The sequence below is a fragment of the Pedobacter sp. SG908 genome (assembly GCF_011759615.1).
GTDB classification, from domain to species: domain Bacteria; phylum Bacteroidota; class Bacteroidia; order Sphingobacteriales; family Sphingobacteriaceae; genus Pedobacter; species Pedobacter riviphilus.
In genome coordinates this window covers 2628267-2642556 of sequence record NZ_JAAOYY010000001.1, presented here as the reverse complement: position 1 = coordinate 2642556, position 14290 = coordinate 2628267, and the positions used below count along the sequence as shown (strand labels likewise).

Sequence of the window (14290 nt, the reverse complement as noted above, 5' to 3'; positions counted from 1 at the left end):
ATCACATGCGACCGTAATGCACTAATGAAAAAGCCATAAGGAGCTTTCACCCAGTAATTATATTAGAAAATTTAACCGGGTGATAGATCAGGGCTTCCGTCATTTCCTCTGCCTTTATTACAGGACGATACCTCATGCTTCCAGTTAACACATTTCCCAACTTGTCAGGGCGCGAAGCGTTATAAAAAAAGTTGGTACAGCCGGGTAATACATATTTCCCCTCTCCACCGAATTCTGCTATGCTAAAGCCTGCTGATTTCAGTAGCGTCGGCAATAAAACTTCGAAGTGTCCCGACCAGCCATTAAGGTGACACTGATCAATATATGCCAGCGCGGCTCTCGATATACGAAATATTGGATTGAAGGACCTTATGCGTTGTTTTTTGTCAGGTTCCAGATCATTCTGCAAGCTACTCCACCAATACCAACCTGGCTCATCCTCGTAGTCTCTGATATGGCTGCTCAAAAAGTCATCCTGAACTTCATTATTTAAAAAATAAGCAAAAAATATATCCCATCCCTTTAAAAATCTAACATCATCTTCAATATACCAGTAATAATCATATTCTGGAAAATCCCTAAAAAATTTAATCAATGGGAAGTGGTTACTTCCGTCCAATTCCGAATGTCGAAAGGTTTGATACCCCAATTCTGTAAATATTTTATCGGTAAATGTGTATGGAGCAATATCCAGAAGTTCATTATCCAATAATTTTTCATCGGTTTTATGGTATAACATCGTAACATCCGAAAGTCCTGAAATCTGGGTTTTCAGGCGATGATATTCATCAAGTATTCGAATATCCTTTTTGTTGGTTAAAAAGGCGACAATCTGGCTTACTATTGGTTTACCCGACCTCGTTTTAGAGTCAGGAAAAAATAAAGCCTGGGATTTAATTATGTTTTGATCAAGAAAGTTTAGCAATGAATCCGAAATGCCGTATCCGAACTTTTTTGCAAATAAATGTTTACTTATTTCAATGAAACCTTTGTGTTTAAGAGTAAGTATTTCTGGCCGATTGAAAGGGTAGTCCCATTTAATGAGTTGGAGGCTAGTGTTTACCAGATTGTCTAGAATAAAAGGCTCTTCGCTAGCAAACAGTAATGTCTGAAAAAAGCTTTCTTCAGGAATGCTAACTAATTTAAAATAAGAGATAAATTCAGGATTGAGAGCTAAAAATCCTAAAATAAATTCTACAACCTCATAAGGGAACGACCACCATTGTGATCCTCCGTATAATTTCATCCTTTCCTGAATAACCTCGAAACCTGGAAAGCGATTTTTATCATCGTTATTCCATTTCGAATGGGGCAGTGTAAAGTATTCTAGATAGATTTTCTTTGGGTTAGCTTCCAAAAACTTTTCAATATACCGTATTGGCTTTATAGGATAATCATTGCCACTCATTAATACTACGCGGCTGGTTTTGGGTAGATGCTTCTGAATGAATTTCATTCCTGAAAGTGTCGCATCTACTAGCCCAAAGCTGCCTTCTTTGGATTCAAATCTATCTTGTAGAAAGAATACCTGAGCATCATTTTCAAAATAAGAGATAAAGTTATCGTGTCCTATCCTTGCATCAATATGTACGACAAAGCGACTATTATTGCTCCTTAATGTCTCAATCAATCGATACAGCTGTAGTGGGTTTTGATGGACCAATATGAGGTAACTAATTGTAATCATCGTGCTTTTTTTGTGAAATTACTATTTGTGGCTATATCCGGCATGGATACAATTAATAATAGAACCTATAGTCTAAAATGGTTGTTATTAATGGTAAATACAAGGCAAAACAAGAAATTTGTTATTTTTGATCTAAGTATTAAATTTTTGATGCTAAATCCTTATCTTGCGTATCTGCATCAACGCGCTCTATCAATGATATATTTAATTCTCGCACACGATTCTCCTGAATCTTTATATAATTTGGTGAAAAAATTACAAGATCAGGAGGTTTATTTCGTTATCCATATAGATAAGAACTCCGATATTTTTCCTTTTAAGATGTCACTTTCTGAAATACAAAACTGTTATTTCATTTATGACCGATTAGCTACTAAATGGGGCTCATTCAATTTGGTGGAGGCCACCCTTCAGGGATTCAAATACATTAAAAATAATTTAAACCATAAAGGCAGGGTTGTACTTTTAAGCGGAACCTGCTACCCGATAAAAAATTCGATTCACATTAATGACTACTTAAAAAGTCATCCGGAATCCATTTTTATTGAATATGAAGCTATTCCTAAACGTGTTTGGCATACAGGCGGTACTAATCGCTTTCCCTTTTACGATGACATTAAAACAAAAATAGCATTGTATGGAGGATCCCAATGGTTTTCTATACCATACAAAGCATTGGATATTATTTTCGAGTTTCTCGATTTAAATCCGGATTTTACCGAATACTTTAGATATGTTAGGATTCCCGATGAAAGTTTCTTCCAAACGCTATTTTTAAATTGCGGAGAAGAATATATATCGGAAAATATAATAAACCAAAATCTTCATTATATCAAATGGTCACCGCCATTTATGCATCCTAACACAATGATTCGTACCGATTTAACGGAGCTGAAAAATAGCGAGAAACTTTTTGCTAGAAAGTTTGATCCCTCAGATTCCTATGAATTACTGCAAGAATTGGAAAGCATCATGTAAAAGAATATCAAAGATTTTACCGGTGGATACTTAGATTCAATCCGAATAATCAGGTCGAATAAATATCTTTCTTCAGATTATATTTTAATAGATAATTATCGAGTTCCGCCTGGTAATTTGAACGAACTGGCCTGGTGTGCTCCGAATCTACAATATCCAAAATAGCCATGTTATATTTTTTGAAATCTAATATCACCCCCCAATGATAGTCAATTCCCCATCCGCTTAGAGTTTCACTAAATGTAAACTGAACTTTTTTCAAGGCCTCTCTAGAAAAACATGGCTGCATAATTTCAACAAAGTTTGTAAATCTGATAACGGAATTTTCTCGTTTAAAGGTGTGACCGAAAGAATAAAATTCGTTACAAATTGCCGGTTGCGCTGCAGACAGCCTAAATTCTTTCATGCATTGAAACAGGAGATCGATATTTGCATGATCTATCAGGACATCATCATCAGGCAAATAAAAATATTCATATTTAGCGATTAATTCATCAGTTAGGTAATCATTTATAAGTTTAAATTTACTCCCGTACGCCTGCTGTATAAAAGGGGTGTCAAATTGAAAATCCTCAAAAGAGTCATCATAAACGATTAAATGAATATCTATATTAGGATGTTCTTCATGAAGCCAGGTTTTATGTAAACTTCCTCTTCCAACAGCAGCGATGATACAATTCTTCTTCATACTCACTAAGATTAACTTATTTGTTTAAAACCCGAGACTTCGCGAGGGCAGATGCTATAACTTGGTGCATATCATAATATTTATATTCTGCCAATCTACCACCGAAAATGACCTTTTCTTCCTCTTTAGCCAATTGTGCGTATTTTTTTAGGATAAGGTTATTTTTAAGATCATTTATTGGATAATAGGCTTCGGTACCAGGTAGCCATTCTTGCGGATATTCTTTGGTAATAACTGTCCTGGGTTGATTTCCAAATTCGAAGTACTTATGTTCAACAATCCGTGTATATGGTATACTGATCTCAGGATAATTTACAACAGCAACATCCTGAAAATATTTACGATCCAAAATTTTTTCTTCAAAACGTAAACTCCTATACTCCAGATTGCCATACCTGTAATCATAAAACTCATCCAATTGACCTGTAAAAACTATGATGTCAGCGATTTCTTTAAAAAAAATCCTGTCCGAAAAGAAATCAACTTTAGTCCGAACTTCTATTTTTTCTAGTAGCGCATCTATCAATTTATTATAGCCTCCAATTGGAATTCCTTGATAGGTGTCATTGAAATACCTATTATCGAATGTATATCTGACGGGTATTCGTTTAATGATTGAACTGGGAAGATCTTTAGCTTTACGACCCCATTGCTTTTCGGTATAACCTTTTATAAACATTTCATAGATCTGAGATCCAACCATCTTGATGGCTTGTTCTTCCAAGTTTTTAGGAATGCAGATTCCTGATTCGTTTATTTGATTCTGAATAATTATTTTAACATGTTGGGGAGATCTAGAATGCCAAATCTGATAAAATGTATTCATATTGAACGGAAGATTGTAGAGTTTGTCTTGATAAGCTGCTAATGGCGAATAAACAAAATGATTGAATCTTACCAGCGAGTTAACAAAATCCCATATATTTTTATCGTTCGTGTGAAAAATATGTGGTCCGTACTTATGAACATTAATTCCCTCTATTTGTTCACAATACAGATTACCACCAACATGTTTTCGTCTGTCAATAACTAAACACCTCTTTCCGCGTAGAGACATCTCTCTTGCGAATACTGCTCCAAAAAGTCCCGCACCAACAATTAAGAAGTCATACGGTTTATCCATCTTTTTACTGTTTAAAATCATTATTTAAATGTATCTAATGTAACCTCTTAGCTTGTAGTGCATCCTTGCTTATATTAACGATGGCTTAATCGGTTTTTAAATCGAAAGCGAACCAGGATGTCGGCGAAATGCTGGAAGTTTGGGTTGTTGTCTTGATTACTTGTATTTAAAGAATCAAAATGATCAATTATCTCATATTTAGACTTTTGGTCACGTTTAATAATATCCTTTTTAAGACAGATTGATCTTCAGTAATGATTTCGGCATCAGCGATCATCCCAGGTTTTAAATGAATTAAAGAATCCTTCGGATTACGGAAAAGCTTCACCTGGGAAAGAAAAATACTATCCTTTATGGGAATTGCACTCATTGATGTAATTACGCCATCAATAAAGCCAAACTCTTGAGAAGGATAACTTCGCAATCTTACCTGCACTTTTTGTCCAGATTTAATTTTTGCCATATTGATTTGGGAGATGTTCATCTCACCGAAATATGACTCGTTTCCCGGATTAATATAGAATAGTTCCCGACCATTGTCAACATATTGATTTTCCTGAATACTTGTTGCAAATACAATCTTCCCATCGGTAGGTGAAGAAATCACATGGAGCTTTTTCCAGGACTCAATATCTGAAATTAGGCTGTTCAATGATTGAGCGAATTTCATTTGCTCTTCCCGCATTTGATTATCAATCTCGGAAATCTCTTTTTCCCTGGCCGAAATTGTAGCATTATTGTTGAGAATCGAATTTTCAGTCATGTTGATAGGCTGCTGTTTTGACAAAAACAAAGCCTCCTGTTGATCCATTTCCATTTGAGATATCACTTTTTTCTCCGAAAGGGTTCGGTATTTCTGATATTGATTTTGGGCGATTACCAATTCTTTTTTCTGTAACTCATAGTTTTGCTTGATTTTGATCCCTTGATTTTTCAGATTTTCGATTTCTTTCAAAAGGAAATTTCTTTTTTTAAGGTTTATTCCATTTGCTACTGAACCTGTGAAGTTTATAAATGCTTGATAAAAAGTCTGGTAGGATGCTTGCAGCTCGCCTAACTGTAAATAATTTGGTGCGGTTAAATGGTAAAGATCTATCCTTTTTGACTGCTCAGTCTGTCGTAAAGCATTGAGTGATTTAAGTAGCCTGATGACCTGTTTTGGATCAGCTGTACTTTCGATATATGCTAAGTCATCATCCTGACTAACAGATTGATTTTCAGTAACCAGTATTTTAGTTATTTTTCCGGCCTGGCGATTTGAGACCATCTTAGGCCCATTGATTGCATTTATTTTCAATACTGCGGAGACCTTGTTTGGATATTTAATTACTGTCGATAGGCTAAGTACTAGAATGATTGTCAGGAAGATTAATCCGATGCCCCGCTTTAATAACCATGAAGGAGGCTTTGCAATAATTTCCTGTATATCTTCGCTATGAAGATGCTCCTCGTAATTTCTACTTTTCAACATAATTTAATTATTTACCCAATTCAAGCTGATTTTTAATTAATAAATAATATTGGCCTCGATTACTGATAAGGTCAGCGTGTTTCCCCTGTTCAACGATTTTTCCTTTTTCAAGTACAATAATATTATCTGCGTGAGTAACAGTACTAAGCCGATGTGCAACGATTATCACCGTTTTCTCCTTAAAGAAAGAATTCAAGTTATCTATGATTGCTTTCTCATTGTTTGCATCCAAAGAATTCGTTGCTTCATCAAGGAAGATGTAATTCGGATTTTTGTAGACAGCCCTCGCAATGAGAAGACGTTGCCTTTGACCCTGACTAACCCCCCGTCCTGCTGTACCAATTTTGGTATTTAAACCGAAGGGTTGTTCTTCTATAAATTCCTGAAGGTTCGAAATCCGGATAGCATCCTGGATCCTACCGGCATCGGGAAATTCGTCACCCACAGCAATATTTCTTTCAATCGTATCCGCGAAAATGTGATTTTCCTGCATGACCATTCCGCAGGCTTCCCGCCAAGCATGCTGACTGATCGTATCTATCTTTTTGCCGCCAACCAATATTTCTCCTTTTTCAAAGTCGTAGAACCTCATTAATAATTTTAAGATCGTCGTTTTTCCGCTGCCACTAAGACCGACAATAGCCGTTGTTTTATGCTGAGGAAAGGTCAAACTTAAATCGTTGAAAATTGGTTCATTACCTGCACCATAATATCTGAATGTTAAGTTTCTGATTTCAATCGTATTATTCGAAGGCAGCTCGTTGGCGTAGTCAACATCTATACTTTCCTCTTCATCGGAATTATATATTTCGTTTAATCTTTCGAGACTAATTTTGGCATCTTGATATGACTGCATAAAGCCTAGTAAGTATGATACAGGACTACTAACCATGCCAACAATGTATTGTATGGCCATCATTCCACCTAAGGTAATTTCCCCTTGAATAACTGATCTGGCACATAAATAAGTAATAAGTATTCCTTTTGACTGGTTGATCGCAATCGCACCTATACTTTGATATTGAGATAATGTCAATCCTTTTACCTTTAGCTTGAATAGCTTTGCTTGTATAGATTCCCAAACCCATCTTTTCTGTTTTTCAGAATTATTCAGCTTTATATCCCTTATACTTTGAATCATTTCAACAGTATAGGTTTGGTTTTCGGAAGATATCTTAAAGTTTTGGTAGTCAAGCTTTTTTCTATACTTCATAAACAATAACATCCAAAGAAAGTAAAGGATTGTTGAAGAAAGGAATATCAGAAAAATGATCTTGTCATAAATGATCAGTAGCACACCAAATATTAGCATATTCATCAACGAAAACAAAGTACTCAGTGTGTTGCCGGTAAGAAAATTCTCTATTCGCTGCTGATCGTTCATTCTCTGCATAATATCGCCATGCGTTTTAATATCGAAGAAATCCATTCGTAAGCGCATCAGCTTGATTAGCAAATCCGTGATAATGGAAATATTAGCCCTAGTACTGATATGAAGCATAATCCAGGACCTAATAAAACTCACTGAAGTTTCCCCAACGAACAACATCAATTGTGCAATCAGAATAAGATTGATAAAATTTAAATTTTTGGAATTGACCCCGATATCTACAATTGATTGGGTTAAAAATGGAGTAACTAACTGCAGTACTGTACCCAGCAGCATTCCGAAAAATAACTGGATAAAAAGTGACCTGTATTTTGTGAAGTATACAAAAACTTTTCCCCATTCTAGACTTGGTTCTGCTTCTTCGTTATCCAAATTATAAAAATTTGGAGTAGGGCTTAATATCAAAGATAAACCCTCGTGTAGCTCTTTGTTTGCAAACCAGTTTTGTGAGAACTCCCTGCGGTCCATAGTAATTAAACCACCAGCCGGATCAGCTATGTAGTACTTGGCTCTTGATATTTTATATAGGACAACAAAATGATTTTGATTCCAATGAAGGATACTTGGCAATTCTATCTCATCAAGTTGGTCTAGTTTTAGCCTTACTCCAAGGGTTCGCATTTGTAGTTTTTCCGCAGCCTCGCTAATACCAAGCAGATTGACGCCATTTTTAGTTGTTTGGCATAATTTCCGTATTTTATGGATGGAAACCAATTGCCCATGATATTTCAGTATCATTCTCAAGCATGTGGCACCGCAATCCATCATGTCCAACTGTTTATAATGTGGAAATCTTTTCTTCACTCGGTTTAAATTATATTGGGGTATGAGTTTGTCTATTATTTAATGTAATGTTTGAATTTCTGAATAAAGAAATTGTTCGGCTGAATTAATCATTCCCATTTATTAAGCCTTTAGTAGCCTCAAATCTTTTTAAATAGAAAATATTTTCAAGTCTTTTAATGCTTTCAAGCTGAAAGTTCTTAGAAAATTCTCTTGGGAAATCCCTTAACCCTCTTTTTTTCTTTTCAGAGATTCCTTCACTCGTAATAAAAGGATAAACCAAAAATTTGTTGCTCGTACTTGAGCTGATTATTTTATTATTTGCGTCCCCATCGATAAAACTGGATTCGATAATTTCCTGATAGAAAGATCTATATATCACATAAAATGTGGAATCTATAAAGTGATCTACCCACAATAAATTATCAGTTAGCGGGATAACTTCGCCATATTGCTCGAGTCCTCCCAGTAAAATTTTAGCCCCAGCATTACCTGCATCATGAATACATTCAAGAAATTTTTCCCTATTATAGTGTTCAGTAAACAGATGATCGTCAGAACAAATGATAACAAAGTCATAATCTAGTGAGATAACTTGTTTTATTATTTTTTTTACACTCTTAATAAATCCAATGTAGCCGTTTTTTGATTTTACCCCTCGGATAATATTAAGGTCAAATTCCTCCCGATATTTAAACTGATGTTGTATTTCTGTTATCCGTTTGGGGTTATTTGGAAGATTAATCGCAAAAACCTGGATTTTTTCGGAACGCTGCATGATTGTTTTTTATTCGTGGATATAAGATTTTAAATACTTTATTTAATTGGTCAAATTTATTGCTGGAATCTCTAAAAAGGCCATCAACGTAACCAACATTTTCGTTATTATGATGAGTTGCATCTGAGTATCCAAATTCTTTTTGGATTGAGATAAATGGATAAGTAACCATAATATGATTTGTTACATTTGAAATTGCAAAATCCACGGTTAAATCTGGGTCAATAGGCATTGCTAAGAATTTTTTGAAAAAATCCTTATAAATTATCATAAACTGGGTACCATTAAAACGATCGACCCAATAAAGGTCTGCCGTTGAACGGATTACGCCCCTTGACCAGCTAACACCACCTAATAGAACATCAACTTCCAGCGACTTACATTTTTGAACAATGGTTTTAAATTGATCCGTACGGAATTGGTCTGTGAAAATATGATCGTCTTCACAGATAATGACAAACTCCTCTTCACGCTTTTGTGCACCTTCTATAATGTTGTAAATAGTTTGCCACAGACCAACAGCCCCATTGGGATTTGCTATAGCCTCAACAACGTGTAATCTAAATTCCTTATACTTAAGAAACTCTAAAGTGATGTTTTCAAACCTGTCAATTCTTGATTTGAGGTTGATGGCAAATACAGGTATTTTTTTCTCGCTTGTCATTAATTTTAATTGTCAATTATGTAATTGAGCTGGAGTTAGATTGCAAAAAGTTAATTCACTCATTCACTATATATATTCGGAAAGTCAGCTCTTCATGCATTTTACATTAAACAACTACTGTTTCATGGAACAGATAATACTGGTGCTGTCAGTTTATGCTATAACAGTCCTTTAATCATTTCCCCCACTTCATTTGCTCCTGGAAATGCTGTGAATTTATTAATCAATTTACCTTCCTTGTTATATAAAAGATATGAAGGTATGGCCCCAAATCCGAAGTGTTCCATAATGTAATTCCATTGGCTCGCTTTTAAATAATACTGCTCATCGCCTATTCCCACTATTTTTTCCTCCCATAATTTTCTTGGCGAAGAACCATTTGTTAGGTAAACAAACACTACATCTTTACCGTGATAACTATTTTTCGTAGTTCTGAATTGTTTCATTGCTTCTAAACATGGAACGCACCATGTAGCCCACAAGTCGATAAAAACAACTTTATTCTTATATTTGGAAAGAATAGTTTCCATAACTTTATCGTCCGGAACTGCTGAGATATCGTTGATGACAGCAGGTGTTTTTCCGTTATTCTGTTCAGTTACTTTTTGATTTTTTCGGAATAATATTTTTGCAATCTCTCCATTTTTCCAATATCTTGAAATGTTTTCTTTTTGCTTATCAGTTAGTGGTTTAACCATTTCATTCAATTGCCTGGCATAGGCGTTTGCGGTCAAAATATCATAATAGTTACCTTTGTCAAATCCTACCAAACCAGCCAAAATAGATTTTATTTTTTTCTGCCATGAGGGAATATCCTGATCCTCTATCATTGGCAGGTTTAATATCTCATTTTGAAGAAGTCCCAGCTGAAAATCTGGAAAATTGAAGCACTGTAAATATTTTTGATCATTCAGGTTGAAATCTTTTAAGAAACGAAAGTAGGTCCTGTCAATCTTTTGGATATCAGGCTTATTGGTGGTGTCCCTATTAAAGTTTTTATAATTGAGTGTCATAAATTGATTGTAGTCAAATACATAAGTAGTATATATGTATAAGCGATAATCGTATGAGATTAGGTTCTTTAATTCTTGCGAGATCAATGAGTCATTCTTTACTATGGAAAGTCTTTCCGAGAGGATAGTATTAACAAAATTGAAAAAATGATCTGTACTCTTACTATAAAGAGGTTCGATAGGTCTGCCCGATCTATAACTTTCCATTTTATTTATATCATCAAAACCGCGAAGGACGTCATTAGACATCATTTCTGGTTTGACAGCAATTTTTTCAATATCATTATCTCTAGTATAGCTAACATCAATATTTGCCTCACTATCGTGTTTTAACTTAAAAAGCAGCATTTTTTCTGAATTCACATTGGTGCTAAACGCGATCATCGATACATCAGTTTCGACCTCGACATCAATTGAATAATGACCAAGCGTATTAACAGGGGATTTGTATTGGACATTTTCGCCCGTAATTGGATGTAGTACGGTAATGCTTACTACAATATCATTTTTATTTGTCGTGCCCGGGCTGGTAATTTTTCCTGATACTTTAACAATCCCAGCTTTAATTCTTCCCGAATCAATTATTTTTCCAAAAGAATTTTTTACCGATAAGAGCAGAGGTAGGAGCGTTAATAGATAGATCAGATTAAATTTTAAGTTTTTATTCATAGGTATTTTGGTTGTATCCAACAGACCCCTTACGAGGTCTGTTGAGATTATTTGATTCTTAAAGAAGATTAGAGCAGTGCATAGTATAAGCCGGAGCTAGTTTTGCTGTGCAATATCCATAAGATGGTGAGCCATTGTACATAAAAGAACAAGAATCGCCTTCTTTCTTACCTGCGCAAGCGTCAATTTTAGGATACCCAGTTCCTGATCCAGATCCCGAACCGGATCCAAAGTCACCTCCTACAATTTTTTTAAGTTCATCACGTGATAAGATTTCTGATAAATCAAAGTTGGTTAATTTTAGTTTTTTCATTTTGTTTAAATTAAAGGTTAAAAATATGTGTCAATTAAGGTGACTTGGCCTTGTCAGCTATCCTTCCTTGAAGGGTACTAACTTTATAAAGTGCAAATTCGTTTGGGTATTAAGATTTAAGTAAATATTCAATATCCTTTATGGTATAGGCATCAGGTAATTGATATCCATTAAAAAAAATAGTCGGAGTATATGCTATCTCCATACTTTTACACCAATCATGCATTTTTTCAACCTTTTCCACTTGCCTATTAAGGTCCCCTTCAATTTTGTATTTTTCAGCAAATCGGTCATAATCTTTCATAGGAACATTGTACCAGTCGTCCAAACTATGCCTTACCAATGTCTCTCCATTGCTTTCATATATAGCTAACAAATGTTTAACTGGCTTATTCCTTTCGTCTTTTTCATTGGTGCTTGCAGTGAATAAGATCTGAATACTCAAATCAGCTACTTGCTCCAAAAGACCATCTAAAATTGGATGCATTCTTGCACAGGGTTCACAATAGGGATTGCAGACTTTGATAATTTTATTACTGGAAGTTGGATTACCAAGTAAAATTCCTAATGACTCAGTTGAGGCGTTTACAGGCTTTTGTCTTTTTAAAGCCGAGTCGAAAACGATCGGATCTAGTTTGATCTTTAAAGACTCCTTTAACTCGCTTTTATGTAATTTATTTGATATTGCAAGTTTAAGAAATTGATCGGCAAGCAAAATACATAAGAGCCCTATTGCTGCAAAAGTTAGCAGGCCGTCCCATCGAAAAGGTGACAGAGAGAATAAAAGTGCTGTATCAAAATGATCAGAACAAAGCACTATCAGAAATTGCGCAAATAGTAATGATTGGATCATCAAGCATAATCTGCACCAAGCTTTAACTATTTTCCATTGATAAAGAATTGAATATGGGACATAGCTAACGGCTAGGCAAGAAATTACCTTAAGACTCTGTAGAATTTCACCGTTATGGGATTCTTTGAACAGTTGTGTAAATAAGAGAGCATGAAAAAATGCTGCTCCCCAGATACTCCAGCTAATCCCTAGAAAGGAAGAAGCTTCTGATTTCAAGACAGCATCACATCCGATGGATCTGTTTTTTTGTATTCTCCCGCAAACCGTATTGAAAATTTTATTTGAACTGTCCAATTCAAACCATAATAATAAATAGGTGACTAGACATCCGAAATAGCTTAAGATGCCATACATGAATGGAAATATTCCTAGCCTCGTTTTATAAATGCAGGCGGTTATTGCACAAATTGGCACAAATAGAAATAATAAATTGGTGGTAAATCTACTTTTTCGCTCTATTAATCGTTCACGCTTAAAATTTTTATCACCAGAATTCTGGTCTGCTTCGGCAATAAGAATAATACCCTGAAATATTTTTTCGAATTCTGACCAGTCCTGCATCTCATTTCTTCCAGTTTTGGAGTTCAAAAACTTAATTCCATCCACAGAATGAGACTTTACCAAGCAAAAGTAGGCATCCAAGTCGTCGGAATATCGAAGCACTGTTAAAAATGGCTGCTCGATTTCTTTCAGACGTTCAATAGTCACCCTTAAGGTTACATTGTGCACTTTATAATAATTTAAAGCATCAGAAATACATAGTAGACTGGGATATTGAGGATGTTGCTCCAACCTATCTTTTAGTGAGGTTTGAGTAACATTTACCTTTAATGTCTTTAGTAAGCTATAAGCTACCGTTAATGTGTTTTCTTCTGGTTGAAAGTAGTTTTTTAAGAGCTTTAACATGATTCAAAATATTAACTGTCAAGATGTCTTTAAAAGAAATGATAATGCTGATCGATCATCCTTACAATCAATGCGTAAGTTTTTAGGAGGTGACTAATGGATCAAGACATTGATATATTCTGAAACAATTCTGCCAGACGAAAATTAATTACTATAGATCGTGTCTCTTAAAATTTTCTCGGAAGAGATATATTTAATTTTTAGGGGTAATTTACCCCGTTGATAGACTGATTGGATAATTAGATTTGGTGATTGAGAATGGATGTATTTCATGAGAGGTTAAATGGTTTATATATTGAGCGTCTTTGTAACGCTTATACACAATATTATCAAAAACATTTGAGGTTTTTAGTTGGTAACAAATTTGTTGCAAAACAGAAAGCTGCTTTGCATTTTAACAAATCATCTGCTACTTTTTCTAAAGTCGAATTTAGTCAAGGTTTAGGATTCCATGTTGCTATAGTTATAAGTTTATTCAACAACAGATAGCCTTGTAGGTAGCAAATGCCTTTAATTTCATCGTCACATACTTTCAGGAAATTTTACATGGCGATGTAAACTTATTCTAGTAGTACTAACTTAAATGAAAGCTATCCCAGTATTATCATTCAGGAACTACGAGCAAATTCGGGACCGTACGGTGACCACTTTTTTCGATTTAAAATGATCAATCTTTTTGCTTTAAAATGCTCATTCTTTTGTTTTGATCAGTTTTAAGTATATCACGTTAGTCAGCTAATCAATCTTCTTTCAAGTCGAAATGTCCTTGGGGTCTCGCTGATGTGCTTAAAATGTCTTTCTTTGTTTTCTCGCTTTTTTAGCAGTAAATTTTAGGAGAGGATGTTGATCAGTTAATAGAGGGGTCATCAGGATTTTATTTCAGATATTAATCCTAATTTCCTAACTTCCCATTCAAAGACGCTCAAACTTTAAAATGCTGGTTAGTTTTTATGGTTATCGTCAGGGACATCAAA

Annotated in this window: 11 protein-coding genes; 1 reads left to right on the top strand and 10 read right to left on the bottom strand. The window is 34.9% G+C overall.

Annotated features, from left to right (window positions below; genetic code table 11):
- Positions 1 to 46 precede the first annotated feature (46 nt).
- Complete coding sequence (locus tag FHT21_RS10815) at positions 47 to 1687, bottom strand: beta-1,6-N-acetylglucosaminyltransferase (RefSeq protein WP_167294677.1); 1641 nt, start codon at positions 1685 to 1687, stop codon at positions 47 to 49.
- Between the two features lie 12 nt (positions 1688 to 1699).
- On the opposite strand from FHT21_RS10815, the gene FHT21_RS10810 reads away from it, so the two are divergent.
- Positions 1700 to 2665: a beta-1,6-N-acetylglucosaminyltransferase gene (locus tag FHT21_RS10810; RefSeq protein WP_167294676.1), complete on the top strand. Its 966-nt coding sequence runs from the start codon at positions 1700 to 1702 to the stop codon at positions 2663 to 2665.
- Positions 2666 to 2714: 49 nt separating this feature from the next.
- On the opposite strand, the gene FHT21_RS10805 is transcribed toward FHT21_RS10810, so the two are convergent.
- The 9 genes from FHT21_RS10805 to FHT21_RS10765 form a co-directional block, all read right to left on the bottom strand.
- Positions 2715 to 3353 carry a DUF707 domain-containing protein gene (locus tag FHT21_RS10805; protein ID WP_167294675.1) on the bottom strand — a complete coding sequence of 213 codons (639 nt, stop codon included), beginning with the start codon at positions 3351 to 3353 and terminating at the stop codon, positions 2715 to 2717.
- 16 nt (positions 3354 to 3369) lie between these two features.
- Entirely contained in the window at positions 3370 to 4476 is a 1107-nt protein-coding gene (gene glf / locus FHT21_RS10800; protein ID WP_167294674.1) for a UDP-galactopyranose mutase, read from the bottom strand.
- A 187-nt stretch (positions 4477 to 4663) separates the two neighbouring features.
- A complete protein-coding gene (locus tag FHT21_RS10795; RefSeq protein WP_167294673.1) occupies positions 4664 to 5947 on the bottom strand; it encodes an HlyD family efflux transporter periplasmic adaptor subunit in 1284 nt (427 codons plus the stop codon).
- A 7-nt stretch (positions 5948 to 5954) separates the two neighbouring features.
- Positions 5955 to 8141: a peptidase domain-containing ABC transporter gene (locus tag FHT21_RS25120; RefSeq protein WP_167294672.1), complete on the bottom strand. Its 2187-nt coding sequence runs from the start codon at positions 8139 to 8141 to the stop codon at positions 5955 to 5957.
- Between the two features lie 85 nt (positions 8142 to 8226).
- Positions 8227 to 8898: a hypothetical protein gene (locus tag FHT21_RS10785; RefSeq protein ID WP_167294671.1), complete on the bottom strand. Its 672-nt coding sequence runs from the start codon at positions 8896 to 8898 to the stop codon at positions 8227 to 8229.
- A complete protein-coding gene (locus FHT21_RS10780; RefSeq protein WP_167294670.1) occupies positions 8861 to 9562 on the bottom strand; it encodes a glycosyl transferase in 702 nt (233 codons plus the stop codon). The genes FHT21_RS10785 and FHT21_RS10780 overlap by 38 nt, the downstream gene beginning before the upstream one ends.
- A 158-nt stretch (positions 9563 to 9720) precedes the next feature.
- Entirely contained in the window at positions 9721 to 11244 is a 1524-nt protein-coding gene (locus FHT21_RS10775; protein ID WP_167294669.1) for a TlpA disulfide reductase family protein, read from the bottom strand.
- 58 nt (positions 11245 to 11302) lie between these two features.
- Complete coding sequence (locus FHT21_RS10770; protein ID WP_167294668.1) at positions 11303 to 11557, bottom strand: hypothetical protein; 255 nt, start codon at positions 11555 to 11557, stop codon at positions 11303 to 11305.
- 109 nt (positions 11558 to 11666) lie between these two features.
- A complete protein-coding gene (locus FHT21_RS10765) occupies positions 11667 to 13316 on the bottom strand; it encodes a vitamin K epoxide reductase family protein (RefSeq protein WP_167294667.1) in 1650 nt (549 codons plus the stop codon).
- Between the last annotated feature and the right edge of the window lie 974 nt (positions 13317 to 14290).

Coding starts and splice junctions, on each gene's coding strand:
- FHT21_RS10815 (WP_167294677.1), bottom strand. CDS start 1,687: ATGATTACAATTAGTTACCTCATATTGGTCCATCAAAACCCACTACAG.
- FHT21_RS10805 (WP_167294675.1), bottom strand. CDS start 3,353: ATGAAGAAGAATTGTATCATCGCTGCTGTTGGAAGAGGAAGTTTACAT.
- glf (WP_167294674.1), bottom strand. CDS start 4,476: ATGGATAAACCGTATGACTTCTTAATTGTTGGTGCGGGACTTTTTGGA.
- FHT21_RS10795 (WP_167294673.1), bottom strand. CDS start 5,947: ATGTTGAAAAGTAGAAATTACGAGGAGCATCTTCATAGCGAAGATATA.
- FHT21_RS10785 (WP_167294671.1), bottom strand. CDS start 8,898: ATGCAGCGTTCCGAAAAAATCCAGGTTTTTGCGATTAATCTTCCAAAT.
- FHT21_RS10780 (WP_167294670.1), bottom strand. CDS start 9,562: ATGACAAGCGAGAAAAAAATACCTGTATTTGCCATCAACCTCAAATCA.
- FHT21_RS10775 (WP_167294669.1), bottom strand. CDS start 11,244: ATGAATAAAAACTTAAAATTTAATCTGATCTATCTATTAACGCTCCTA.
- FHT21_RS10770 (WP_167294668.1), bottom strand. CDS start 11,557: ATGAAAAAACTAAAATTAACCAACTTTGATTTATCAGAAATCTTATCA.
- FHT21_RS10765 (WP_167294667.1), bottom strand. CDS start 13,316: ATGTTAAAGCTCTTAAAAAACTACTTTCAACCAGAAGAAAACACATTA.